This window comes from Lentzea sp. NPDC004789 (genome assembly GCF_053601075.1).
The window spans coordinates 183,803-207,541 of the sequence record NZ_JBSGBE010000005.1 but is presented as its reverse complement, the minus strand read 5'-3'; the positions used below and the strand labels follow the sequence as shown (position 1 = coordinate 207,541).

The 23,739-nt window shown below is 70.9% G+C and carries 27 protein-coding genes and 1 pseudogene; 9 read left to right on the top strand and 19 right to left on the bottom strand.

The genetic code is table 11. The annotated features are described in order from the left end of the window. The 7 genes from ACWEIJ_RS13840 to ACWEIJ_RS13810 form a co-directional block, all read right to left on the bottom strand. A complete protein-coding gene (locus ACWEIJ_RS13840) occupies positions 1 to 720 on the bottom strand; it encodes a polysaccharide deacetylase family protein (protein WP_449837502.1) in 720 nt (239 codons plus the stop codon). Next, positions 717 to 1,202, bottom strand: a complete 486-nt coding sequence (locus tag ACWEIJ_RS13835; protein WP_449837501.1) for an MOSC domain-containing protein — start codon at positions 1,200 to 1,202, stop codon at positions 717 to 719. Before ACWEIJ_RS13835 ends, ACWEIJ_RS13840 begins: the two co-directional genes overlap by 4 nt. Further along, positions 1,181 to 1,678 carry a peptide-methionine (S)-S-oxide reductase MsrA gene (msrA, locus tag ACWEIJ_RS13830; RefSeq protein WP_109643025.1) on the bottom strand — a complete coding sequence of 166 codons (498 nt, stop codon included), beginning with the start codon at positions 1,676 to 1,678 and terminating at the stop codon, positions 1,181 to 1,183. The genes ACWEIJ_RS13835 and msrA overlap by 22 nt, the downstream gene beginning before the upstream one ends. A 24-nt stretch (positions 1,679 to 1,702) precedes the next feature. Then, positions 1,703 to 2,842 carry an AI-2E family transporter gene (locus ACWEIJ_RS13825; protein ID WP_449837500.1) on the bottom strand — a complete coding sequence of 380 codons (1,140 nt, stop codon included), beginning with the start codon at positions 2,840 to 2,842 and terminating at the stop codon, positions 1,703 to 1,705. 49 nt (positions 2,843 to 2,891) lie between these two features. After that, positions 2,892 to 4,700, bottom strand: a complete 1,809-nt coding sequence (locus ACWEIJ_RS13820; RefSeq protein ID WP_449837770.1) for a P-loop NTPase fold protein — start codon at positions 4,698 to 4,700, stop codon at positions 2,892 to 2,894. A 65-nt stretch (positions 4,701 to 4,765) separates the two neighbouring features. Beyond that, positions 4,766 to 5,674, bottom strand: a complete 909-nt coding sequence (locus ACWEIJ_RS13815; protein ID WP_449837499.1) for an NAD-dependent epimerase/dehydratase family protein — start codon at positions 5,672 to 5,674, stop codon at positions 4,766 to 4,768. A gap of 165 nt (positions 5,675 to 5,839) precedes the next feature. Further along, positions 5,840 to 6,607 (bottom strand): DUF4142 domain-containing protein, encoded by a 768-nt coding sequence (locus tag ACWEIJ_RS13810; RefSeq protein ID WP_449837498.1) that lies wholly within the window; start codon positions 6,605 to 6,607, stop codon positions 5,840 to 5,842. A gap of 95 nt (positions 6,608 to 6,702) precedes the next feature. Between ACWEIJ_RS13810 and ACWEIJ_RS13805 the strand changes: the two genes are divergently transcribed. Further along, positions 6,703 to 7,167, top strand: coding sequence for a MarR family winged helix-turn-helix transcriptional regulator (locus tag ACWEIJ_RS13805; protein WP_449837497.1), 465 nt, complete (start codon positions 6,703 to 6,705; stop codon positions 7,165 to 7,167). A 1-nt stretch (position 7,168) separates the two neighbouring features. Here the strand turns inward: ACWEIJ_RS13805 and ACWEIJ_RS13800 are convergent, their stop codons facing one another. The 4 genes from ACWEIJ_RS13800 to ACWEIJ_RS13785 all read right to left on the bottom strand — a co-directional run bounded on the left by ACWEIJ_RS13800 (position 7,169) and on the right by ACWEIJ_RS13785 (position 10,093). Then, complete coding sequence (locus ACWEIJ_RS13800; RefSeq protein ID WP_449837496.1) at positions 7,169 to 7,597, bottom strand: SRPBCC domain-containing protein; 429 nt, start codon at positions 7,595 to 7,597, stop codon at positions 7,169 to 7,171. 82 nt (positions 7,598 to 7,679) lie between these two features. Then, complete coding sequence (locus ACWEIJ_RS13795) at positions 7,680 to 8,873, bottom strand: CU044_5270 family protein (RefSeq protein WP_449837495.1); 1,194 nt, start codon at positions 8,871 to 8,873, stop codon at positions 7,680 to 7,682. Next, the gene (locus ACWEIJ_RS13790) at positions 8,866 to 9,456 is read right to left on the bottom strand and encodes an RNA polymerase sigma factor (RefSeq protein ID WP_449837494.1); all 591 of its coding nucleotides are present in this window, start codon (positions 9,454 to 9,456) and stop codon (positions 8,866 to 8,868) included. The genes ACWEIJ_RS13795 and ACWEIJ_RS13790 overlap by 8 nt, the downstream gene beginning before the upstream one ends. Positions 9,457 to 9,526: 70 nt before the next feature. Further along, positions 9,527 to 10,093: a GNAT family N-acetyltransferase gene (locus ACWEIJ_RS13785; protein WP_449837493.1), complete on the bottom strand. Its 567-nt coding sequence runs from the start codon at positions 10,091 to 10,093 to the stop codon at positions 9,527 to 9,529. Positions 10,094 to 10,151: 58 nt separating this feature from the next. Here ACWEIJ_RS13785 and lexA point away from each other — a divergent pair, with 58 nt between their 5' ends. The 4 genes from lexA (at position 10,152) to ACWEIJ_RS13765 (ending at position 13,156) form a co-directional block, all read left to right on the top strand. Continuing rightward, a complete protein-coding gene (gene lexA, locus ACWEIJ_RS13780; RefSeq protein WP_449837492.1) occupies positions 10,152 to 10,805 on the top strand; it encodes a transcriptional repressor LexA in 654 nt (217 codons plus the stop codon). Between the two features lie 106 nt (positions 10,806 to 10,911). Next, positions 10,912 to 12,069 (top strand): LLM class flavin-dependent oxidoreductase, encoded by a 1,158-nt coding sequence (locus ACWEIJ_RS13775; protein ID WP_449837491.1) that lies wholly within the window; start codon positions 10,912 to 10,914, stop codon positions 12,067 to 12,069. Continuing rightward, positions 12,066 to 12,491, top strand: a complete 426-nt coding sequence (locus ACWEIJ_RS13770; protein WP_449837490.1) for a MarR family winged helix-turn-helix transcriptional regulator — start codon at positions 12,066 to 12,068, stop codon at positions 12,489 to 12,491. The genes ACWEIJ_RS13775 and ACWEIJ_RS13770 overlap by 4 nt, the downstream gene beginning before the upstream one ends. After that, positions 12,488 to 13,156 carry a CE1759 family FMN reductase gene (locus tag ACWEIJ_RS13765; RefSeq protein ID WP_449837489.1) on the top strand — a complete coding sequence of 223 codons (669 nt, stop codon included), beginning with the start codon at positions 12,488 to 12,490 and terminating at the stop codon, positions 13,154 to 13,156. The genes ACWEIJ_RS13770 and ACWEIJ_RS13765 overlap by 4 nt, the downstream gene beginning before the upstream one ends. A gap of 53 nt (positions 13,157 to 13,209) precedes the next feature. Here ACWEIJ_RS13765 and ACWEIJ_RS13760 read toward each other — a convergent pair whose 3' ends face one another. Together ACWEIJ_RS13760 and ACWEIJ_RS13755 are read right to left on the bottom strand one after the other, a co-directional pair. Then, positions 13,210 to 13,584, bottom strand: a complete 375-nt coding sequence (locus tag ACWEIJ_RS13760) for a YciI family protein (RefSeq protein ID WP_449837488.1) — start codon at positions 13,582 to 13,584, stop codon at positions 13,210 to 13,212. Positions 13,585 to 13,777: 193 nt separating this feature from the next. Beyond that, entirely contained in the window at positions 13,778 to 13,990 is a 213-nt protein-coding gene (locus tag ACWEIJ_RS13755; RefSeq protein WP_449837487.1) for a hypothetical protein, read from the bottom strand. A 91-nt stretch (positions 13,991 to 14,081) separates the two neighbouring features. On the opposite strand from ACWEIJ_RS13755, the gene ACWEIJ_RS13750 reads away from it, so the two are divergent. From ACWEIJ_RS13750 to ACWEIJ_RS13740, 3 genes are read left to right on the top strand one after another with little or no spacing between them, the layout of a single operon-like run. Next, the gene (locus ACWEIJ_RS13750) at positions 14,082 to 14,516 is read left to right on the top strand and encodes an XRE family transcriptional regulator (protein ID WP_449837769.1); all 435 of its coding nucleotides are present in this window, start codon (positions 14,082 to 14,084) and stop codon (positions 14,514 to 14,516) included. Continuing rightward, entirely contained in the window at positions 14,513 to 14,986 is a 474-nt protein-coding gene (locus tag ACWEIJ_RS13745) for an ImmA/IrrE family metallo-endopeptidase (protein ID WP_449837486.1), read from the top strand. Before ACWEIJ_RS13750 ends, ACWEIJ_RS13745 begins: the two co-directional genes overlap by 4 nt. Next, the gene (locus tag ACWEIJ_RS13740; RefSeq protein ID WP_449837485.1) at positions 14,983 to 16,050 is read left to right on the top strand and encodes an MAB_1171c family putative transporter; all 1,068 of its coding nucleotides are present in this window, start codon (positions 14,983 to 14,985) and stop codon (positions 16,048 to 16,050) included. Before ACWEIJ_RS13745 ends, ACWEIJ_RS13740 begins: the two co-directional genes overlap by 4 nt. Here ACWEIJ_RS13740 and ACWEIJ_RS13735 read toward each other — a convergent pair. The 5 genes and pseudogenes from ACWEIJ_RS13735 to ACWEIJ_RS13715 all read right to left on the bottom strand — a co-directional run. Then, positions 16,000 to 17,682 (bottom strand): GMC family oxidoreductase, encoded by a 1,683-nt coding sequence (locus ACWEIJ_RS13735; protein WP_449837484.1) that lies wholly within the window; start codon positions 17,680 to 17,682, stop codon positions 16,000 to 16,002. The genes ACWEIJ_RS13740 and ACWEIJ_RS13735 overlap by 51 nt on opposite strands. Then, the gene (locus ACWEIJ_RS13730; RefSeq protein WP_449837483.1) at positions 17,679 to 17,957 is read right to left on the bottom strand and encodes a hypothetical protein; all 279 of its coding nucleotides are present in this window, start codon (positions 17,955 to 17,957) and stop codon (positions 17,679 to 17,681) included. The genes ACWEIJ_RS13735 and ACWEIJ_RS13730 overlap by 4 nt, the downstream gene beginning before the upstream one ends. Before the next feature lie 41 nt (positions 17,958 to 17,998). Next, on the bottom strand, positions 17,999 to 18,331 hold the full coding sequence (locus tag ACWEIJ_RS13725) for a putative quinol monooxygenase (RefSeq protein WP_449837768.1): 333 nt from the start codon (positions 18,329 to 18,331) through the stop codon (positions 17,999 to 18,001). A 32-nt stretch (positions 18,332 to 18,363) separates the two neighbouring features. Continuing rightward, complete coding sequence (locus ACWEIJ_RS13720) at positions 18,364 to 18,780, bottom strand: hypothetical protein (RefSeq protein ID WP_449837779.1); 417 nt, start codon at positions 18,778 to 18,780, stop codon at positions 18,364 to 18,366. Positions 18,781 to 18,817: 37 nt separating this feature from the next. Beyond that, positions 18,818 to 18,964: pseudogene (locus ACWEIJ_RS13715) on the bottom strand (DUF6928 family protein); the annotation flags it as partial. 107 nt (positions 18,965 to 19,071) lie between these two features. Between ACWEIJ_RS13715 and ACWEIJ_RS13710 the strand changes: the two are divergent. Beyond that, a complete protein-coding gene (locus ACWEIJ_RS13710; RefSeq protein ID WP_449837767.1) occupies positions 19,072 to 20,985 on the top strand; it encodes an MDR family MFS transporter in 1,914 nt (637 codons plus the stop codon). On the opposite strand, the gene ACWEIJ_RS13705 is transcribed toward ACWEIJ_RS13710, so the two are convergent. Further along, positions 20,986 to 23,610 (bottom strand): BTAD domain-containing putative transcriptional regulator, encoded by a 2,625-nt coding sequence (locus tag ACWEIJ_RS13705; protein WP_449837482.1) that lies wholly within the window; start codon positions 23,608 to 23,610, stop codon positions 20,986 to 20,988. Between the last annotated feature and the right edge of the window lie 129 nt (positions 23,611 to 23,739).

Here is a 23,739-nt window from a genome sequence, read left to right as displayed (position 1 = left end):
TCAGGCACCGGCCAGGAGCGCCGACACGGTGACGAACCGGTAGCCGCGCTCCTTCAGCCCGCCGATGACCGGCCTGAGCGCCTGCCGGGTCTGCTCCCGGCTCGCGTACATCGGGTGCAGCAGGATGATCGAGCCGGGCCTGGCGCGGTCGAGGACGTCCTGCTCGATCTGCTGCGCGGTGGGCGTGCCCGCGGAGTCCGGCTCCACGTCCCACATGATCGTCTTGCGGTGGTGCTCGCTCAGGTAGTGCGGCAACGCGAAGAGCTTCTTGCCGTTGGGCGGCCGGAAGTGGATCTCGCCGCGGTAACCGGTCTCGCGGATCCGCGCGTCGGTGTCCTCGATCTCCCTGGCCACCGTGCTCGGCAGCACGCCGACCATTCGCTTGTGGTCGTAGGTGTGGTTGCCGATCTCGTGACCGGCGTCCGCGATCTTCCTGCCGAGCTCGGGGTGCTTCTCCAGATCGCGGCCCATGAGGAAGAACGTGGCCTTGACCTGTTCCTGGCCGAGCACGTCGAGCACCTGCTGCGCGCGGGCGGGGTCGGGCCCGTCGTCGAACGTCAGCGCCACGACCTTCTCCGTGGTCTCGACGCGGTCGACCAGCTCACCGAAGAACTGGAAGGTGCGCGAACTGCTGACGTTCCACAGGGCCGCGACCGCCGCGAGCACGACGACGAGACCGACGGCGGTGATGATCGTCGGCTTGCGGCGCAACCACTTCATGCGCTCATGATCGCCAATGCCGCTGCCCCGACGCGCAGCACCCCGTCGTCGAGCGGCACGCACCGGATGCCGCCCTTGCCGCGCAGGCCCTTGAACGCACCCGGCGCGATCACCGCGTCCATCCAGGCGCACGGGTTCGCGGGCCGGTGCACCTCGAACCGCACGTCGCCGAGGCTGAACACGGTGCCGCGCGGGAGTGAGTCCACGTCGAACCCCCTGACCACGACGTTGCGCCGGGCGAGCAGCGGATCCACCGGCCACGGTGCCAGCGACTCGGCCGCGATCAGCGTGACCGCGGCGTTGCGGTGCGCGGGGTGGTTGAAGTAGCGGTCGCCGACGATCCCGAGCCCGGCGCGGACCTCCACGTGGTCGCGGGAAACGGGCTCGGGATCGGCGCGAGGGCCGTCCGACGGACGGCCCTCGTAGGCGTGCACGGGTGAGACGTGCAGCGCGACGATCTCTACCTCTCGCCGAGCTGCCATTCCGGCCTCACGTAGTGGCACGTGTACCCGTTCGGGTAGCGCTCCAGGTAGTCCTGGTGCTCCGGCTCGGCCTCCCAGAACTCGGTCGCCTGGGTGACCTCGGTGACGACCTTGCCCGGCCACTTGCCGGACGCGTCGACGTCGGCGATGGTCGCCTCCGCCACCTGCTTCTGCGCGTCATCGGTGTAGAAGATCGCCGACCGGTAGCTGGCGCCGATGTCGTTGCCCTGGCGGTTGCGGGTCGACGGGTCGTGGATCTGGAAGAAGAACTCCAGGATCTGCCGGTAGCTCAGCTGCTCGGGGTCGAACACGATCTCGATGGCCTCGGCGTGGTTGCCGTGGCGGCGGTAGGTGGCGTTCGGCGTGCTCGGGTCGCCGGTGTAGCCGACGCGGGTGGAGACGACGCCGGGGTGGCGGCGGAACAGGTCCTGCATGCCCCAGAAGCAGCCGCCCGCGAGAACAGCCTTCTCCGTCACAGTGGTTCTCCTCTGCTCGGTGTGTCACTCAGGAGAACGTTCGGTCTCCACCGGTTCATCCCCGTCGACTTGTGACGTAACCATTACAGACCGCGCCTCGATGACCTCGCCCAGGTAGCGCAGGACGACGGCCACGGCGGCGGCGACCGGCACGGAGAAGAACGCGCCCGCGATGCCGTACAGCGACGTGCCCGCCGTCACGACCAGCAGCACGACCGCCGCGTGCAGGCGCAGGCTGCGCGACTGCAGGATGGGCTGCAGCACGTTGCCCTCGACCTGCTGCACCACGATCACGATGACCAGCATGATGACCGCCGTGGTCAGCCCGTTGCTCACCAGCGCCACCAGCACGGCCAGCGCACCGGCCACGAACGCGCCGATGATCGGGATGAACCCGCCGAGGAACGTCAGCGCGGCCAGCGGGACCGCGAGCGGCACCCCGAGGATCACCAGGCCGAGCCCGATGAACACCGCGTCGATCAGCGACACGATCGCCTGGCTGCGGATGAACGAGCCGAGCGTCACCCAGATCCGCTCCAGCACCGTCGTGACGTGCCCGCCCGCGCGCTCCCCGATCATCCCGCGCAGCCACGGCGTGAACCGCATGCCGTCCTTGACGAAGAAGAAGGCCAGCAGCAACGCCACCAGCCCGGTCACCACACCGGACGTCACCGCGCCCGCGCCGGTCAGCAGCCCGCTCGCGATCGACCCGATGCTCGACCTGACCTGCTCCACCCCCTGGGCGATGAGCCGGTCGAGGTCGGTGTCGCGCAGGTTCAGCGGCGGCCCCGCGGCCCAGCCCTGCAGCTGCGTCAGGGCGTCCTGCGCGCTCTGCGCGATCTCCGGGACACCGGACGCGATCGACGACGAGATCGCCGCGATCACCCCGACCAGCACCGCCAGCCCGACGACGAGCACGATCGACGCCGCCAGCGCCGAGTTCAGCCCCTTCGACATCAGCCACCGGGCCGGCGGCCACAGCACCGTGGTGATCAGCAACCCCAGCAGCACGGGCATCACGACCACCCACAGCTGCCCGACCAGCCACAGGACCATCCAGAAGCCGAGCGCGGCCAGCGCCACCCGCAGACTCCACCGCGCGAGCCAGCTCACGCCGTGCCCGATCGCCTCACCCTTGTCCACCCACCTGCGATCCCGTTCCACGCCGCACAGTCTGTCGTGATCGCGTCGGCACGGGTGACCCGACATGCCGCTAACCCTCGGCCAGCCCGCAGCAGCGCCGGACCAGCGCGGCGGTCAGCGGCCCGCCCTCCTCGTGCAGGACGACTCGGCGCAGGTCCTTGCTCTTCGCCACCGCGTGGAGGTCCTCCGGGAAGTGGTCTGCGCACCAGAGGTCGTCCTTGATCCCCTCGACGGCGTCCGGGTCGCGTGCCAGGACCTCCGCGATGCTCGGCCACCGCACCCTGATCAACGCCCACAACGCCAGCGTGTCCGGAGACAGTGTGCTGCCTTCCAGCGTCCGCACGGACCGCAGCATGCTGTAGGTGTTGAGGAACAGCTTGATGCTTCTCGGATTGCCGTGCAGCAGCGGCGAGAACTTCCTGAGCGTGTGCTCCGTGTGCCTGCGCGTCTCGGTGGACGCCAGCGCCAGCGCCGCCTCGCCCGCGACCGCCTGCCGTTCGTCCGGGCTCAGGTTCTCCAGCGCGCCGATGATCGCCGCCTCGTCCGCGGCGTCCTTGATGGCGGCGCTGGCCTCGGCCACCTGCGGGCTCGGATCGGCCGCGAGCCCGAGCAGGCTGCCGATGAACTCCTTCTGCGTGCTGCCCCCAAGTGCCGGCATGGGCACGTTCAACTGGAACAGCTTGTCCAGGAACAGATGACCGAGCGAGCCTCCATCGCCCCCGAACGTCCGGTAGGCGTGCTCGTAGCTCTGCCGGATCCAGGCGCCGTCAGCCGCCACGACGAAGTACGCCGCCGCCGTGGCCTCCTCGTAGTGGCTTCTCGGTGCGTCACGCACGAGGGTGTGCACGGAGTCCAGGAACTCGACGACGTAGTCCTCACGGCAACGGTCGAGGTCGTCGACGAAGAAGACCACTGGTTTCGCCGAGTGGTTCAGCAGCCAGTCGAAGTGCAGCGCGATCCGCGTCATCGGGTTGGAGTTCGACTGCTCGAACAGTCTCGCGCCGCCAGCCGACGCCCAGAGCAGTGCCCGTGCGGCAACGCGGCTTCCCGCCCAGAGCAAGGACAACCCGGCGACCGCCGGGGTGAACAGCTTGACCAGATCGCTGACCGTGAGACTGTTCGCGAGCCACCAGGTCGCGTAACCGAGCCCTGCCGACAGGACCACGAGCAGCACCAGAGCCACCGCGTACGGCGCGCCGGACACCCGGATTCGCGCCCCCATCTCGCGCAGGCGCAACCAGGCGCGGCTGAACGGGTTCTGGTCGGCGAGGACGTGCTCCCGCAGTGTGGTCAGCAGCGCCCACCACGGCGGGGACACGCGGGACTGCTGCCAGGCGTCGAACCAGACGACCAGGAAAGGCGGTTCCTTGCGCAACTGCTTCGCGAGCAGAAGCAGGACGCTGCTCTTGCCGGATCCCCAGCTGCCGTCCAGGTGAACCAGCAGCGAGGTGTGCGGGTGCTCCTGCTTGGCCTCGCGCAGCCGCGCGTCGAGCACGCGGGCCAGTGCGTTGCGCCGCAGGAGGTCGTGGGAGGTAGCGGCGTCTGTCGACCAGGCGACCTCGACGCCCTCCGGCTCGGCGGGCGGGTCGTCCGCCACAGGTTCGGTTGTCGCCGCGTACTCCTGCAACACCGTTTCGTCGCCGGACCAGATCGCGGCGCTCGGACCGGCGTCGTACACACTCAGCTGGCCGCGTGCCTCCAACGCCCTGTCGAGATCCCTCACCAGCTGGTGGGTGGGGTAAACCTGATCATTCTCGACCTTGCTTATGTAGCTTCTGCTGTAGGGGATCATCCGGGCCAGGTCCGCTTGGGTCAGTCCGCGCTCCGTGCGCAGCCGACGCACCTCTTCGCCGAACGTGGGCTGCGGTGGCGCGGACATGCCTAGGTGTCGCGCCACATGCACACTCCGTTACCTCACCTTGCGCCCCGGCCCTGCGACGCCCGTCAGCGCAGGCTCGCGGCGCACTCCAGCACCGTGGTCCGCGCGGGCCGGGGCTGCCAGCCGAGCACGCGCGAGGCCTTGTCGTGCGAGTGGGTGTAGGAGCGGCCGAGCATCGGCACGAGTGGCCGGAGCTCCTCGCTCACCCACGACATCGCGCGCAGCAGGAAGTCCGGCAGCTGACGGGCCGGCAGGTCCAGCGTCCGCGCCACGTCGGCCATCCACATGAACTCGCTGACCGCGATGAACCGCTCCCCCGCCGCGTCCGGCGCGGTCATCGCCCGCAGGTGCAGGTCGGCCACGTCGCGGACGTCGACGACGTTGAGGCCCACGCGCGGCACGGCCGGCATGCCGTCGAGCAGCCGGCCGACCACCCGCACCGAGCCCAGGTTGTCCTTCGAGTGCACCGGACCCAGCACCGCGCCCGGCAGCACCGTCGTGAACGAGGTCTCCTTGTCGCGCATGAACTCCCACGCGGCGCGTTCGGCCAGCACCTTGGACCGCCGGTACTCGTCGAGCCTCAGGCCGCCGAGGTCCGTCCACACCGTCTCGTCGAACGAACCGGTCGAGCCCGGCGGCGGGGTCGCGGCGGCGCACGAGGACGTCATGACCACCCGCTGCACGCCCGCGTCCACCGCGTGCCGCAGCACCCGCAGCGTGCCGTCACGCGCCGGGCCGATCAGGTCGCCGTCGCCGCTCAGCGGTGACGCGACGTGCAGCACGTACCGCACGTCCTCCATCGCCTCGGCCCAGCCGTCGTCCGAGGTCAGGTCCGCGCGCACCACCTCGTAGTCACCGGGCACTGCCGGGCGGCGCGTGCGCACCGTCGTGCGCACGTCGTAGCCCTGGCGCAACAGCTGTTCGATCGTCCAGCCGGCCACGAACCCCGTGCCGCCGGTCACCAGAACAGTCACGACACACCTCCGATTGCAGCATCGCCGCGATTCTCACCACAGCACGCAGGCTGGTCGCGACCGCCGGTACGACGCGACGTAACTGCAGACGATCGCGGACGAGATGGACGCGGCGAGCGGATCAACGGCGAGCTCGTCCGGCTCGCCACCACCGCGACGCGGCCGCTACGGGTGCATCCTGCGGCTGCTGCGCCCGCCGCTCCACAGCCAGATCCCGGCGACGACCGCCGTCAGGACGGCCAGGCCGATCAACCCGTCCGGGATGCCGCCGTCGTCCTTCTGCTGCTGCCCCGTGTTCTGCGTGACGATCTGAGGCGCGCGGGGAGGGGTGGGAGCGGCGGACGAGGAAGGTTGCGCGACCAGCGCCAGCGGGATCGCGTCGGTGTCGCCGAAGTCGACCAGCCCGGTGGCCTCCAGCACCGTCATGTGGTCGAGCACGGTGTCCATGCAGACCTTGGCGTAGTCGCGGATCGCGGTGTTGCGCGTGCCGGTCCGCACGGTGGCGAGGAACTTGTAGACCACGCCGTGCGCCGCGCGCAGCCGGTTCGCGAAGACCTTGTCGAACTCGGTGCTGCGCGCGGGCGCGGCCTGCATCTCGTTCAGCCAGCCCTGCTGCGACTCGTTGGGCTGCGTGGGCAACGTGACGTTCAACGTCCGTGCGAGGTCGACGGTGCGGCGGTCCAGGTCGGCGTGCCCCTCGATCAGGTGGCGGCCGGCCTCCTGCACCTTCGGGTCGGCCGACTTCTCCAGCGCCATCCGGCCGGCCGGACCCTCCCACAGCCCGGCGAGGGTCACCTTCTGCAGCAGGTCGCGCCCGGCCGGCCCCATCGGGCCGAACGGGGTCTGGACGTAGTCGGGCCCGAGGTTCGGTTGCGCGGACGCGGGCGGCGCACCGACCAGCAACACCAGCAGGGAGATCAGGAGTATCCGCATGCCGGGAGGTACGGACGGACCGAGGGCCGCCGACCGTTGCACAGTGCAATGGTTATCAGTTCGTTACCGAACTCGGCCCTGTCAGACTGGGGCACGTGAGCGATGCCGACGACCTGACCGACGCGGTCCTCACCGCGTCCCGCCTGCTGATCGCCGTGTCCGCACGGTCGCTGGCGGCCGTCGAGGAAACGCTCACGCTGCCGCAGCTGCGCATGCTGGTGCTGCTGGACGGCCGCGGCCCGATGAAGCTCACCGCGCTCGCCGACCTGCTGGAGGTCAACCCGTCGACGGCCAAGCGCATGATCGACCGGTTGATCACCTCCGGCATGGCCGACCGCGAGCCGAACCCCGTGACGAAACGCGAGGTCGTGGTGATCGCGAGCGAGGAGGGCCGCCGGGTCGTGGGCGAGGTGATGGCGCGCCGGCGCGCCGAGATCAGCACGATCGTGGCGCGCATGCCGGAGCACCTGCGGCACGGCCTGGTCGAGGCGCTGACCGCGTTCACCGAGGCCGGTGGCGAACCGCGCTGGTCCGCCCGCGACCGCGTGGACGCCGGCTGACTCAGCCCTCCACGCGCTTCTTGAACGCCTCGAACACCTGCGGCCAGCCACCCGAGTTGTCCTCGTGCGCCTTGGCCCGCAGCTCCTCCGAGCCGGCCAGCGACGCGAACCCGCTCTCCACGACCCGCAGCCGGGTGCCGGCCCCCTCCGGCGTGAGGGTGAACTCGACCAGCGTGGTGTTGTCCCCGGTCAGTTCCTGGCCGCCGAACGCGCTGGCCCAGCGGTACGCCACGTAGCTCTGCGGCGTCACGGTCTCGACCCGCACCGGGAAGTCGCCGTACGTGTCGTTCTTGCACCACGTCGTCTCGCCCTCGACCGCCGTGCCCGACGGCGACGAGGCCACCCACCACCCTGGCTCGGTCACCAGCTGCCAGACCCGCTCAGGGGTCGCCTCGATCAGGGTCTCGCGTTCGATCCGGTCCACGGTCACGACAAACTCCCCACATCCGTCAACAAGTGCAACCCCAGAGTTGCACATCCCCCGAAGATGTGCAACTCCAGGGTTGCATGTTTCAGGGGCGGGCGCCGAGCGCGCCGACGATCGCCGTGGTCACCGAGGACGACTGCCGGACCGTGCCCTTCTTCAGACTGCCCTTGTCCCCGGTCTGGTCCTCGGCGATGACCTCCCTGGTGCCGATGAAGTCACCGTTGGCCGGGTCGATGATGATCTCGGTGAAGTCGTCGTAGTACTTCTTGCCGAGCGCGACCCCCTCCTTGCCGTCGAGGTTGGCCCGCTTGTCGGTGACGACCAGCCCGGGCAGCAGGGCGAGCGCCCGGAAGATCGTCGCGCGCACCTCGGCGGGGTACTGGCCCGACCGCAGCGCCTCCAGGGCCTGCATGAACGCGCCCGCGTCGCCGGCCTGCCCCTCCTCCCTGAGCTTGGCGAGCATGCCGTTCGGGTCCTTCGGCAGCGCGGCGACGAACTCGGGCGTCGGGTTGTGGAAGGAGCCGACGGTGCAGCGGTCGGGATAGCCCTCGGCGTAGTAGGAGTACATGCCGCACTTGGCGCGGAACTCCTGACCGTCCTTGAACGGGCCGCCGTCGGGCTCGCCCTGACCCTCGTGGCCGGGCACCCACTTCACCGAGTAGACGCGGAACTTCAGCTCCCACTCGTCGCGGCGGTCGGCCGGGATCCACTCCTCGTTCGCCGTGTCGGTGCGCCACGCCTTGTCGGAGCCCCACTCCCCGGTGATGCCCTCGTAGCGGGTCCGCACGTACCGGTACTGACCAGGGGCGAGAGGGCGTTCGACGACGCGCGCGGCAAGGTCGGCCGCCTTCGTGAGCTCCTCGGCCGCGGTCGCCGAGGTGCCGCTGTCGCCGACGGTCAGCGCGCTCAGGCCACCGGCGGTCAGCACGCCCACGGCGGCCGCGGCGGCGAGCCAGCGGGCCCGGCGGCGTGGCCGGTGGCCGGTGGTGTCGTCAGCAGGGTGGCCGGCAGGCTGCGTCGCACGTTCCCGCGGGGCGGCCGCCAGTGCGTTCCTGCCGGAGGTCTCGTCAGCGGGCCGCGTCGAACGGTCCCGCAGGTCGGCCGCCAGCACGTTCCTACCGGAGGTCTCGTCGGCGGGCCCCGTCGCACGGTCCCGCAGAGCCGCGGCCAGCGCGTTCTTCCCCGCGGCGACGTCGAACTGGACGGGCTCGTCGGCGGCGCGGGCCAGCGCGGCGTCGAGCGCTCGGTCGAGGGTCTCTGGCGTGGTCGGCTCAGACATGGCTGTCCTCGGAGAAGTCGTGGTCGGTCGCGGCGAGACGGGTGCGCAGCCGGGCGCGGGCGCGGTGCAGCCTGGTGCGCACGGTGACCACCGGGACGTCGAGCGCCACCGCGATCTCGGCCGGTGTGAAGTCGGCCCACGCGTTGAGCAGCAGCACCTCGCGTTCCTCGACGCGCAGTTCGGCGAGCCAGCCGGTGAGCGGCCCGGCGAGCACGTCCGCGTCGGCCGCGGCGCTCACCCGGTCGCCGATGTCGGCCTCGTCGGTACGGGCCGCGTACGCCTTGCTCCAGGCACGCAGCTTGCGTTCCTCGGCGCGCACATGGCCGCGCAACAGGTTCGTCGCCACGCCGTAGAGCCACGCGCGCACGGCGTCGGGCTCGTAGGTCTGCCCGGCACGCTGGTCCCACAGCACGAGGAAGGCCTCGGACACCACGTCCTGCGCGGTGTCGGCACCGACCCGCCTGGCCACGTAGCGGTGCAACCGCTCGGCCGTCGACTCGTACAACGTCAGCAGCGCGGCCTCGTCCAGCACGGCGGGCGCCTCTCGGGGTGTCAGCGCCACGGGCGCCACGTCGCTTCGCACACCCCTACCTGACCGCAGGCCCCAGGAGCGTTCCCGCCGTGTGCTCACCGCCACATCGTGCGGCCGGAGATCAGATCTCGCTGGGGAATGGGTGCCGGGCCGCGAACTCGGGCGCGGTCATCCCGAACACCACCACGTCGTGATGGCGCCCCGCGAAGAACTCGTGGTCGCGCAGCCTGCCCTCCTCCGTGAAGCCGAGGCTGCGCTGCAGCGCCATCGACGGTTCGTTGAACGCCCAGACGTTCGCCTCACACTTGTGGAACCGCCGCTCGCCGAACATGAACGTCAGCAGCAGCCGCACCGCCTCCGACGCGTACCCGCGCCGATGGAACTCCCTGCCGAGCGCGATGCCGTAGCAGAACCGCCCGGCCCGCTGGTCGGTCCAGTGAGTGCCGATCGTGCCGACGAGCCTGCCGTCCTCGATCGACTCGATCGCCAGCTGGAACTGGTCCTGCTCCACCTTCTTGAGCGCGGCCTTCTCGGCCCACTCGCGCAACCGGGCGGCCGACCACGGCGGGTGGACCATGTCGGCCGCCCGCTGCGTCACCGAGTCCTCGTCGAACTTCCGGAACGACTCCCAGTCCTCCGGTTCGACGGCCCGCAGCCGGACGCGTTCTCCTACCCAGACAGAGGTCACTCCAAGATCAAACGACCACCCGATCGTGTCCGGCAACCGGATTACTACTATCTGGCCGATGACCGCCTACGACGATCTTGAGCTCGACACGACGGTGCTGCCGGAGCGCCAGCAGCGGATCCTGGTCGCCATCCGCGACTGGGTGGTCGAGCACGGCTACTCCCCCAGCACCCGCGAGATCGGCGACGCGGTCGGCCTGAAGTCCTCCTCCAGCGTCTCGAAGCACCTGTCGGCGTTGGAGGAGAAGGGCTTCCTCAAGCGCGGCTCGTCCGTGACGCGGCCGATGGACGTCCGCGTCTTCCTGCACGAGACGGCCTCCGCACCGGCGTCCGCCGACTCGATCTCGGTGCCCGTCGTCGGTGACATCGCCGCCGGCACGCCGATCTCCGCCATCGAGCACGTGGACGACGTGCTGAACCTGCCGCGCGGGCTCGTGGGCCGCGGCGGAAACGTGTTCGCGCTGCGCGTCCGCGGTGACTCGATGATCGACGCCGCGATCTGCGACGGCGACATGGTCGTGGTCCAGCAGACGCACGAGGCGTACAGCGGGCAGATCGTCGCCGCGATGATCGACGAGGAGGCGACGGTCAAGGTGTACCAGCGCCGCAACGGTCACGTGCTCCTGGAGCCCCGCAACCCCGAGTACCCCGTGATCGACGGCGACAAGGCCGTGATCCTGGGCGTCGTCGTCTCGGTGCTGCGCAGCGTCTGACCCCGCCTGGCGTCCCGCTCGGGAATACCTGCCGAACCTGTGCGTTAAGGTAGATGCAAACGCATAGAACCTAGAGGTTCAGCGCAGACAGAAGGAGGCGGGTGCCGTGCAGTTCGGAGTGTTCTCGGTGAGCGACATCACCAGGGACCCGGTGAGCGGCGAGACCCCCAGCGAGGCCGAGCGGATCGACGCGATCGTGCAGATCGCCGAGAAGGCCGAGGAGGTCGGGCTGGACGTGTTCGCGATCGGCGAGCACCACAACCCGCCGTTCTTCTCGTCCGCGCCCACCACGTTGCTCGCCCACATCGCGGCGAGGACCAAGAGGCTGATCGTCAGCACCGCGACGACGCTGATCACCACGAACGACCCGGTCCGCATCGCCGAGGAGTACGCGATGCTGCAGCACCTGGCGAAGGGCCGCATGGACCTGATGCTGGGCCGCGGCAACACCGCGCCGGTCTACCCGTGGTTCGGTCAGGACATCCGGCAGAGCCTGCCGCTCGCGCTGGAGAACTACAACCTCCTGCACCGGTTGTGGCGCGAGGACGTCGTGGACTGGGAGGGCAAGTTCCGCACGCCGTTGCAGGGCTTCACCTCCACGCCGCGCCCGTTGGACGACCTGCCGCCGTTCGTGTGGCACGGGTCGATCCGCACGCCGGAGATCGCGGAGCAGGCCGCCTACTACGGCGACGGCTTCTTCGCGAACAACATCTTCTGGCCGAAAGAGCACTACATGCGGCTGATCAAGTTCTACCGCCAGCGGTACGCGCACTACGGCCATGGCACGGAGAAGCAGGCCATCGTCGGCCTCGGCGGCCAGGCCTACATCGCGAAGCGGTCGCAGGACGCGATCAACGAGTTCCGGCCGTACTTCAACGAGGCGCCGGTCTACGGGCACGGGCCGAAGATGGAGGACTTCATGGAGATGACGCCTCTGTCGGTCGGCAGCCCGCAGGAGGTCATCGACAAGACGCTGACCTTCCGCGAGCACTTCGGCGACTACCAGCGCCAGATGTTCCTGATGGACCACGCGGGCCTGCCGCTCAAGACCGTGCTCAACCAGCTCGACCTGCTGGGCGAGGAGGTGGTTCCGGTGCTGCGCAAGGAGATCGAGTCGCGGCAGGACCCGCAGACCGCCAAGCCGCCGACGCACGCCCTGCGGCTCAAGGAGAAGTACGGCGACCAGCCCGCCCGTCAGCCGCGGCCGAACGCCAACCGGGGTGACAACGTCACGGGCGGCTCTCCGTACCAGGACTCGGAGTGACCAGAGCCAACGAGGCGTGGGAGTCCCTGATGAGGGCCTACGCCGTGTTGATGAAGCGGTTCAACGCGGAGGACGTCTGGGGCGAGGTGACGATGCGGGAGTACGACGTCCTCTACACGTTGTCCAAGTGCGACGGTCCACTGCGGATGAGCGAGTTGAACCGCCACGTTCTGCTGAGCCAGCCCGCGCTGTCCCGCATGGTCGACCGCCTGGTCGACCGCGGGCTGGTGCACCGCTGCACCGACCCCGGTGACCGCAGGGGTGTGCGCCTGTCGCTCACCCCTGCGGGCCGCGAGGTGCAGCGGGAGATCGGCCGCCCGCACGCCCGCAGCGTCGCCCGCGCCCTGAACGTGCTGACCCCCGAAGAACTCGACCAGCTCGCCGCCATCACCGGCAAGCTGGCCGGAAACGAGGAGCAATGACCACCCAGTTCCAGCTCGTGGTCGTCTCGGCGGGCACGAGCGACCCGTCGTCCACGCGGCTGCTCGCCGACCGCGTCGCCCAGCGCGTGGCCACGCTCGCCACCCAGAAGCAGCTGACCGTCCAGATCGCGACGATCGAGCTGCGCGAGCTGGCGAGCGAGATCGCGAACGCGCTGGTGTCCAACCACATCGGCCCGAAGCTGCAGAAGGCGATCACCACCCTGCAGCACGCCGACGGCGTCGTCGCGAGCACCCCGGTCTACAAGGCGGGCGCGAGCGGCCTGTTCACGTCGTTCTTCCAGATCCTGGACAACGACCTGCTGATCGCGAAGCCCGTCGTGCTCGCCGCGACCGCCGGCACGGCCCGGCACGCGCTCGTGGTCGACGACCAGATGCGCGGCCTGTTCGCCTACCTGCGCACCGTCGTGGTGCCGACGTCGCTGTTCGCCGCGACCGAGGACTGGACCGACGGCGCGCTGAACAAGCGGATCGACCGCGCGGCGCTCGAACTGGTGGCGCTCATGGCCGCCGGGTTCTCCAAGACCGTGCGCGACGAGTCGTGGGGCCGCTACCAGCACGAGTTCGGCAGCGCCGGCGGCACCGAGCTGTCGATCGACCTGGACTCGGACCTGATGCGGCTCGCCGCGGGCGGTTCGGCGAACTAGACGCTTCACGGGCCGCACGTCCTCGCCTCACCGAGGACGTGCGGCCCCGCGCGTTACCCGGCCCGGTAGGGCTCGATGTCCTCCATCTCGGTCACCTGACGCACCTCGACCGACATCTCCTCGACGCCGGCGAAGCAGGTGATGTACTCCTCCGCGATGGCCGTGGCCTCGGCCAGGTCCTTCGCGTTGATCATCACGAACCCGCCGACGACCTCCTTGGCCTCGGCGAACGGACCGTCGATCGACTTGACCGCCGTGCCGCTCCTGCGCACCACCGAACCGACCTTCAGCACGCCGTCGGCGGTGAGGAACGCGCCGCTCGCGTTGAGCTTGCCGATGAAGCCCTCCATCCGGCTGATGAGCTCCGGGTTCGGCGCCCACGAGGCCGGGTCGTCCTCGTTGACCCGGTGGATGAGCATGTACCGCATGTGGTCTCTCCTCGTTGTCGACTGGCAGCGCGGGACCGCTGCCACCCCTGCGTCGATCGACGTCACGGAGCTTTCGACATTTTCGCCGTGATGGCCGGGTGAACGTCTCCGGGCCGGCCGTACCGCTGCCGGCGGACCCGCGACCGGGCTCGCTCGTCGGCGTGTTCGCGGTGGCGGCCGCGATCCTGCTGGTTCAGCGGGCGCAGCGCAGGCCCGCGTCCCCCGCGTAGCAGCCCGGCCCCAGCCGCGTCGCGTTCACGAACAGCAGCACGCACTCGTCGCTGCCGAACCCGGCGATCGCGGCCCTGCGGCGTGCCATCTCCAGGGCTTCCCGCACCGCGTCCTCCGGTGTGTGCTCGTAGGACCAGCCCGAGAAGGCCTGCGCTTCGTTCACCTCAGTCGTCATGTGTGGACCGCCTCCCCACGGCCATTCATCTCAGCTCACGTTCGCCGACGGTACCCTAAGGACGTTCATCTCTGCTCATGGAAAGGCGATGATGACCGAGGACCGGGCGACCACCCTCGCCGACCGCATCGACCGCCTGTTCCAGGTGGTGCGCAGGCCGAACGGGGAGCAGCACAGCCACGAGGAGGTGGCGCGGGCGTGCCGCGAGAGCACCGGGGAGTCGTTCTCGGCGGCCTACCTGTGGCAGCTGCGGACCGGGCGCCGCGACAACCCGACCAAGCGCCACCTGGAGGCGCTGGCGGCGTTCTTCCAGGTGCCGCCGGCCTACTTCTTCGACGACGAGCAGGGCCGGGTCATCGCCGAGGAGCTGGAACTGCTGGAGGCGCTGCGCAACAGCGCCGTGCGGGACCTCGCGCTGCGGGCGGTGACGCTGTCCGAGGAGGGGCTCGGCACGGTGGCCGACATCGTGGAGGCCATCGGACGGCGAGAAGCCCGGCGCAACCCACCCCGGCGCAAGGGGGAATGACGGTGCTGGGCCGGAAGAACGCCCTGTGGCGGCGGTGCGAGCGGATCGCGTCCACTGTGGACCTGCCGGAACCGTTCGACGTCCACGCGCTCTTCGCCGCGATCGCCCGGCAGCGGGGACGCCCGATCGAGCTGGTCCCGCTCGCCGCCAGGCCGGGCGCGCCGTGCGGGGTGCTCGCGGCGACCGACCGCGCGGACTACGTGTTCTACACGCGGGACACGTCCGCGTTGCACCAGCAGCACATCCTGCTGCACGAGCTGGGCCACCTGCTGTGCGGGCACGCCGAGGGCCAGGCGCTGTCGGACCAGGTCGCCGCGACGCTCACGCCGAACCTGCCGGTCGAGCTGGTGCGGCGGGTGCTGGGGCGCACCACCTACCTGCGGGAGCACGAGCAGGAGGCCGAGCTGGTGGCCTCGCTGATCGTGCGCCGCCTGGGCACGGACCCGCTGCGCTCGGCGTTCGGGTCGTGACCAACTACGTCTGCGCCGCACTGCTGGCCCTGGTCGCCCTCACCCAGCTCGGCATCGCCCGGCGCGCGCCGCGGCACCTGGTGACGTTCTTCCTCAGCATGGCCGTGTCGCTGGCGATCTCGGCCGGACCGACCCTCCGGTGGGTCGGCGCCGAGCACGAGCTGTCGTGCCGGCTCGTCACGAACGTGCTGCAGCTGCTCTCGGTCTGGGCGCTGCTCAAGCTGGCGCGCAGCACCCGCTCCCCCGAGCCGCGCACCGCGTTCTGGCCGCTGCCGCTCGTCTGGGCCGTGCTCGCCCTGTGCTACCTCGACTTCGCGCCGTACCACGCCGTGCTGAGGTCGCAGCAGTGGCGGCCGAGCCTCGTCGTCTACCAGGTGGTGCTCACCGGCTACGCGGTCGGCTGCCTGGTCGTCTTCATCCGGACGGTGGCGCACACCGACCGGCCGCCCGGCACGTTCCGCACCGGGCTGCGCCTCGTCGTGGCGGCCGCGGCGGCGACGATCGCGTGGGGCGTGTTCTCCGGGCTGCCGTCGCTGTGGTTCGCGGTCCTCGGCGTCGGCGGCTATCTGCCGGCGTCCCGGCTGCTCGGGCTCGTGGCCGTGGCGCTGTGGGTGAGCGGCGCGCTGCTGACGACGTGGGACGGTGCGGTGAAGCTGCTCCGGACGTGGCGCGGACTCCGCGCGGTGACACCGTTGTGGAAGGTGATGGTGGCCGCGCAGCCGCAGATCGCCCTGCCCGCGCGGCACGACCTGGAGTTCACGCTGTACCGGCGGCTGATCGAGATCCGCGACGGGCTGCTCGCGCTGCGCACGCACGTCCCGCCGCACCTCGCCTCGTGGCTGCGGATCCCGGTCGACGGCCCGACGCGTGCGGCGGCGGAGCTCGCGGCGGCGCTGGTCATGCGCGACGCCGGCCGGAGCTGGCCGCGGCAACCGGGCGCGCACGACGGCGAGGCGCCCAGCGTGGAGGCCGAAACCGCCTGGCTGGGCGCCGTGTCGTCGGCGTTCACCCGGTCACCGGTCGTGCGCGAGGTGCGCCGCCTGGCCCAGCTCGACGCGGCGTGAGACGAGGTGGTCGGCCGTGCGCAGGGCGAGCGCGGCCATCGTGAGCGACGGGTTGGACGTGCCGAGCGACGGCATGCTGCCGCAGCCCACCGCGTACAGGTTGGGGTGGTCCCAGCAGCGCTGCCACTGGTCCACCACGGAGTCGCGCGGCGAGGAGCCCATCACGTGCGTGCCGCCGCCGTGCCCGGCACCCCAGAAGCGCAACGGTTCGCCGTCGTGCTCGAAGTACCGCTCCTCGTCCGGCTTGTACGAGGTGTAGTCCTCGGCCTTGAGCAGCTCGAAGAGCCGGTCCGAGACCCGTTTCGCGGCCAGCAGCCCGTCCTTGACGTAGTCGGACAGTCCGTAGTGGACACTCGGGCGCGGGTTGCCCAGCGCGTCCCGGTCCGCGCCGAGCGTGACCCGGTTGGCGGGGTCGGCCTCCTGCTCGATCTCGAACTGCAGGGTGAACTGCCGTCCGACGCGGTGCGCGAGCGCGGTTCTCAGCGCGTTGCCGCGCAGCCCGGCCGCGACGAGCTCGGCCGTGTCGGAGTCGGGACTGCCGGCCGACCAGCCCCAGCCCCAGTTGCCGATCTCGACGCGGAACGGCGCCCGCGTGCCGCGTTCCCCGCCCGCGCGGAACGCCTCGATGCTCGTCGTCGACCCCGGTCCGCGGAACGGGCCGATCGGGTGCGGCATGAGCGCCCACGTCAGCAGCGCCGGGTGGTCCATGAGGTTGCGGCCGACCTGGTCGCTGCTGTTCGCGAGACCCGACATCAGCAGCAGCTTGGCGTTCTCGATGGCGTGCGCGGCCAGCACGACCACGTCCGCCTCGATCTCGTGCCGCGTGTGCCTGCCGGTCGTGTCGTCCTCGTAGCGCTGGTAGCCGACCTTGGTGACGCGTCCGAACTCGTCGGTCTCCAGCCGGTTCGCGACACATCTCGTGCGCAGCTCGACGTGCCGCGACCAGCGTTTCTGGGTGCGCTGCGGGGTGTACTTGGCGTTCTCCGGGCACACCGGCACGCAGCTCGCGTAACCGGCGCACAGGTGCCCGTCGGGCTGATAGCCGTGCACCGGCACGCCGTTGCGCGCCTGCGGTGTGCCGGTGACCAGCAGCTCGCGCCCGCCGACGCGCGCACCGTCCACAACGGACGCGACAGCGTGGTCCAGGTACGTGCGCGGCAAGGCGTGCATGGGATAGGCGTAGCCGTCCGCGACGGGAACGTGCTGCCGTTGCTCGTCGGCGTCGGCCGCGACCCCGATCTCCCACTCCGCCGCGCGGTAGTAGGGCTCCAGGTCGTCGTAGCCGATGGGCCAGTTGCGGCCGTGCCCGAGGTCGGCGGTGCGGAAGTCCTCGGGGTGCATGCGGGGCGTGATGCCGGTCCAGACGGTGCCGGTGCCGCCGTTCATCCGCAGGTAGGGGCTGGAATAGGCGAACGGCCCGGTGTTGATCAGGTAGTCGCTCGACGGCGCGGCGACCGTGCGCCGGTAGGGCGCGAGTGGTGACTTGACCCGCGCGGTCTGGAACCTCCTGACGGCCTCGTCGTGCTCGGCCTCGGCACCGGCCTCCAGCACCGTGACGCGGAAGCCGTTGTCCCCCAGCACTTTCGCGATGATCGAGCCGGCGAACCCCGCGCCGACGACCACGGCCCTCATCTGGCGGTGCTCCGCGGTCTGCGTTCCCAGCTGCCGAACCCAGGCCCGGCCGTGCCCGGCGCGGCGACCCCCACGGCCTTCCACGCGAGCCCCTCGGCGTAGGCGCGGGCACTCGGGATCACCCCGCGCCACACGCCGGTGTACCAGAGCTCGATGATCTCGGCGTGCCCGGCGTCGCGCGCCAGCACCGCGTACTGCTCGACCAGTCCGGTCGACCTCAGCTCCTCCACCGAGAACCCGGTCAGCTCGGCGGACAACTCCACGAAGGCGTCCATCCCGACATCCTCGACGGCCGAGCCGTGCCGCGCCCGGCCCCTCACCCGCGTGGCGCAACCTCCATCTCGCCCAGCAGTGACCAGTCGTCCTGCTCCAGCGTCGCGTTGACGATCCGCGGCGTCTCGGCGAGGTAGGGCGGCAGCTCCTCCTGCGCGGTGCGGAAGTGCTCGGACTGCACGTGCGCGCCGCCCGCCTCGCCGTCGCGGAACGCCTCGACCAGCACGTACTCGGTGGCGTCGTCCAGGCTGCGCGACCAGTCGAACCACAGACAGCCGGGCTCGGCGCGGGTGGCCTCGGTGAAGCTGCGGGAGATCTCGGGCCAGGCGTCGGCGTGCTCGGGCAGGACGCGGAACTTGGCGGTGATGAAGATCAAGACGGCCTCCTTCGGGTGCTCGCGCTCCAACCCTATGGGGTTGTGTCCGTCGTGTGCGTGGTGAAACCGGGCTGGTCGCGAGGGACCAGTGAGCCGTCCGCCGCCATCTTCAGGCGCGTCGGACCCTGCCGGACCATCGCGGCCACGGCGGCGTCGACGGCCGCGTCGATCTCGGCCTGGTTCGGGAGGGTCACGAGGAACCCCCGCATGACCAGCTCCTCGCGCACGGTCTCGGCGGTGAACCCGAAGATCTCCTCGGCGATCTCGTCGGCGAGGTCGTACTCGTCCTCGTACCGCAGCTCGGTACCGTCCGCGGACCACTCGGTGAAGCGGAACGAACCCGAGTGCTGCTGGAAGACGACCACCGGCCGTCCGGCGGCGTACTCCAGCAGGGCGTCCTCGTCGATCATCTGGTCGCACACGATCGTGGCCTCCGGCAACACCGCCACGTAGGCGTGCTGAGGGGGTGGCCAGATTGACGTCCGCCAGCGTGCCGTCCGCGGCCGGCTCGACCGCGCAGTCCGGCCGCAAGGCCCGGATCACCGCTTCCGCCGCGCCCCTGTCCGGTTCACCACCGTTGCGCAGCGCTTCCCAGGGGTCTCCGATCACCGCAACAGCGGCCTTCGCACCCATGAGCCGACCACAGCCAGCGGGTCCGACAATCCTGCGCGATCATCGGCGGCGTGCCCGAGATCGACACCCGCAGGCGGAACCTGGTCGTCGCGGCCGTCCTGCTCGCCATGCTGCTGGCGGCCCTCGACCAGACGATCGTGTCCACCGCGCTGCCGACGATGGTGGCCGACCTGGGCGGCGGCGCGCACCTGTCGTGGGTGGTGACGTCGTACCTGCTCGCCGAGACGATCATGACGGTGCTGATCGGCAAGTTCGGCGACCTCTACGGGCGCAAGAAGACGTTCCTGGTGAGCGTCGTGCTGTTCCTGGCCGGGTCGTTCTTCGCGGGTTGGTCGGAGTCGATGGGCATGCTCATCGCGTTCCGCGCGGTGCAGGGCCTGGGCGCGGGCGGGCTGATGGTCACCTCGACGGCGATCATCGCGGACGTCGTGCCGTTGCGCGACCGCGGCAAGTTCCAGGGGTTCGCGGGCGCGGTGTTCGGCATCGCGACGGTCGCGGGACCGTTGCTCGGCGGGCTGTTCGTCGACCACCTGAGCTGGCGGTGGGCGTTCTACGTCAACATCCCGCTCGGCGTCGCGGTGGTGCTGGTGGCCCTCGCCGCGCTGCCCTCGATCAAGACCGGCGGGCAGCCGAGGATCGACTACGCCGGCATCGCGCTGATCGCGCTCGCGGCGACCGGGCTGACGCTGGTCACGAGCTGGGGCGGCACGGAGTACCCGTGGACGTCGCCGACGATCCTGTGGATGGCGGCGGCGTCGGTGGTGCTGCTCGTCGCGTTCGTGTTCGTCGAGCAGCGGGCCGCCGAGCCGATGCTGCCGATGAGGCTGTTCCGCAGCCGGGTGTTCACGGTGTCGGGCATCCTGAGCTTCGTCGTCGGGTTCGCGATGCTCGGCGGCATCACCTACCTGCCGATCTACCTGCAGTTCGTGCGCGGCGAGTCGGCCACCGCGTCCGGGCTGTGGATGCTGCCGCTGATCGCCGGGCTGATGGCCACCGCGCTGGTCACCGGCAACGTCATCAGCCGCACTGGAAAATACCGGGCGTTCCCGCTCGCCGGGTCGGTCGGGCTCACCGCCGGCCTCTTCCTGTTGTCCTTCTTGGACGTCGACACCGCCTTCTGGGTGATGGGCGCGTTCATGGTGGTGCTCGGCGCGGGCATCGGCCTGGTGATGCAGGTGCCGGTGATCGTCGTGCAGAGCACCACCGGCTACGCCGACCTGGGCGTCGCCACGTCGGGCATCAGCTTCCTGCGCACGATGGGCAGCTCGTTCGGGGTCGCGATGTTCGGCACGATCTACGCGAACCAGCTGCCGAAGCACCTCGTGGTGCCGCCGGGCGTCGACCCGCGCGCCGTCGCGAGCCCGGCGGCGGTGCACGCGCTGCCCGACGCGATCAAGGCCCCGATCGTCGCCGGGTACGCCGAGACCGTGCAGACGATGTTCCTGATCGCCGCGCCGATCGGCCTGGTCGCGCTGCTGGTGGCGTTCTTCCTGCCGCAGGTGCGGCTGCGCGACACCGCACGTGCCGCCGCCACCGGCAACAGCGGTGTGGGCGAGAGCTTCGCCGCACCGCCGTCGAACTCCTACGACGAGCTGCGCAGGCTCGTCGCCACGGTCGTCTCGAAGTCCGAGGAGGACCCCGGCGTGGCGGTGCTGCGCCGCTCCGGCGTCGACCTGCCGCTGGAACAGGCCTGGCTGCTCGGCCGCGTGTACCGGGCCTCGACGGACGACGGCGTCGCGACGCTCGACGAGCTCGCCGAGATGACCAAGGTGCCCGGCGGGATCTTCGCGCCGACCGCGCGGGAGCTCGTGCGGTCCGGGCACCTCGCCCCGCACGACGACGGCTACCGGTTCACCGACCTCGGCGTGGACGTGTTCACGCAGCTCGTGCACGCGTGGCGGCAGTGGCTGCTCGACCAGCTGGAGGACTGGCACGAACCGGACCAGCGGGACTTCGCACGGGCGCTCGACTCGTTCACCGACGAGCTGATCGAGAGCGGCCGTCAGCTCAGCCGCGTCTGATCAGAGCTTCGCGGCCAGGGCCGCGGCCTCCGAGGCACGGCCCTGGTCCTCGTACAGCTCCAGCGCCCGCTGCCACTGCTCGCGTGCCTGCGCGGGCTCCCCCGCCGCGGCCAGCACGTCGCCGAGGTGCTCCAGCACCGTCGCCTCCTCGGCGGAGTTGTCCAGCTCGCGGTACAGGGCAACCGCCTCGCGGTAGTGCGCGACGGCGTCGGCGTGCCTGCCGTCGTGGTGGGCGATGTGCGCGAGACTGTCCAATGTGGCCGCAGAGCCCTCCGCGTGACCGAGCTTGTCGTTGAGCAGCATGGCCTCTTCGCAGTACGCGCGTGCTTCGGCGTAGCGGCCCAGGCACGCGTACCGCCAGCCGACCTCGTTCAGCGACTCGGCCTCGCGGATGTCGGAACCGGCCGCGCGGAACTTCTCCAGCCCGGCCAGCGAGTGCTCCAGCGCCTTCTCCAGGTCGCCCTCGAACTCGGCGGCCCACGCCATCGCCCGGTGCGCGCCGCCGTGCGCCGCGTGGTCGCCGGAGCCCGCGAACAGCTCCAGGCTGCGCTCGAAGTGCCGGTGCCCCAACGGTGACTGGCCCAGCTCGACGTAGTCGGCGCCGAGGCACACGTGCGCGGTCGCCTGCTTCGTCTCGTCGCCCAGCGCCTCGGCCGCGCGCAACGCGCCGAGCCACGCCTCGACGTCGTCGAGCGTGCGTCCGCGCCGCACGTGGTAGTTGTTCAGGGTGCGGCCGAGCATCCACGCCACGTCGAACGCGCCGCGTGCCAATGCCTGCCGTTGCTCGGTCATCAGGCACGCGTGCTCGGCGTCGAACCAGGCCATCGCGGTGGCGTTGTCGGCGAACGTCAGGGCGTGGCCGCTTTCGTGCTCCGGCAACGGTTTGTGCGGCTCCAGCGTCGTGGCCGCCGCGCGGGCGGTGGCCGCGTAGAAGTCCGCCAGCCGCGACCCGGCGTCGGCGGCGAGGTCCGCCGCGTACAGGCCCACCAGGTCGTGCATCCGGTACCGGCCGGGCACGTGCTGCTGCACCAGGTGCGCGTTCTCCAGCTCCCGCAACACCATTCGCGTCCGCGTGACCGGGCGGTCGACCAGCGCCGCGACCGCCGCGAGCGAGACGTCCGCCGTGCCGACGGTGCCGAGCAGGCCGAACGCGCGGGCCGCCTCGTCCGACAGCGCCGCGACCGACCACGAGAACACCGCGCGCAGGTTCGTGCCGATCTCGCCGGCGTCGAGCGCGTCGAGCGGCTGCTCCCGCAGTTCCTGCGCGAAGGCCGACAGCGGGAAGTCCGGTTCCATCGCGGCCCGCGCGGCGACGATCGACAACGCCAGCGGCAGCCCTCCGCACCAGCTCACCAGGTCCGCGACCACGCCGGGTTCGGCCGCGATCCGCTCGGCGCCCAGCCGCACCGACAGGAACTCGTGGGCGTCGGCCGGGTCCAGCACGTCCAGCGACACCGACGTGGCCCCGTGCGCGGCCACCAGGCCCGCGAGCTTCAGCCGGCTCGTGACGAGCACGGTCGCGTCCGGGCCCGGCAGCAGCGGCACGACCTGCTCGGTGCAGCGGGCGTTGTCCAGCACCACCAGCATCCGCCTGCCCGCGACCAGGCCGCGGTAGCGCGCCGCCCGCGCGTCCAGCCCGGCCGGAATCGTCTGCTCCCCCAACGCCTCCAGGAACTCCCGCAGCACCGTCTCCGGCGGCGTCGGCTCGGCGGACGGGTCGAAGCCGCGCAGGTTCACGTACAGCTGGCCGTCCGGGAACCGGTCGAGGTGCTGGTGCGCCCAGTGCAGCGCCAGCGCGGTCTTGCCGATGCCGCCGGTGCCGCCGATGGCGGTGATCACGACGGTGCCGGACGGTTCGAGCGCCTTGAGCTCCTCCGCGCGCCCGGTGAACCAAGGATGCGGCGCGGGCAGCTGCCGCGGACCCCGAACGGGACGTTCCAGGCCCCCGGCGAGGATCCGCTGATGCACCTCCTGCAACGGTTTGCTCGGGTCGGCGCCGAGCTCGTCGGCGAGCGTGCGGCGCACGGTTTCGTAGTACCGCAACGCCTCCGCGTCGTTGCCCGACCGGTGCAGGGCCAGCATCAGTTGCGCGGCAAGGCGTTCGTCGTGCGGCCGCTCGTCCACCGCCTGCCGCAACGCCGGCAGCAGCGCGGTGTGCCGTCCGTCCGCGAGCGCCACGTCGTTGCGGTCGAGCTCGGCGGCGACGCGTTCGGCGTGCAGGCTCTCGCGCAGCACGTCGAACCACGGCGACTCCAGTCCCTCCAGCGCCTGCCCGCGCCACAGCCCGAGCGCCTCGTCGAGGGCACCCTGCCGCACGAGTGCGCGGAACCGGAACAGGTCGACGTCCGACGGGTCCACCATGAGCCGGTAGCCGGTGGGAGAGCGCTCGATGTCCAGGTCGAGCAGCTTGCGCAGTTTCGAAACGTACCCGTAGAGCGTCTCGCGCGCCCGCAGCGGCGCGCGTTCGCCCCAGACGCGGTCGATCAGGCGATCGATCGGGACCGGCCATCCCTGTTCCACCAGCAGCGCGACCAGCACGGATCGTTGCCGGACGTGGCCGATCTCGACCACCTCGCCCCGGTCGCGCACCTCGACGGCACCGAGCAGCCCGAACTCCAAGATCACCCCTCAGCAGCGGATTCAAGGTTCATCCTAGGTTCACCCTTGATCGAACGGGCAACGTCGGCACCGCAGGAAGGCCCCGGTCACCACCGACTCGGCAGCCCAGCCACGGGGCCTTCCCCACCGACCCGG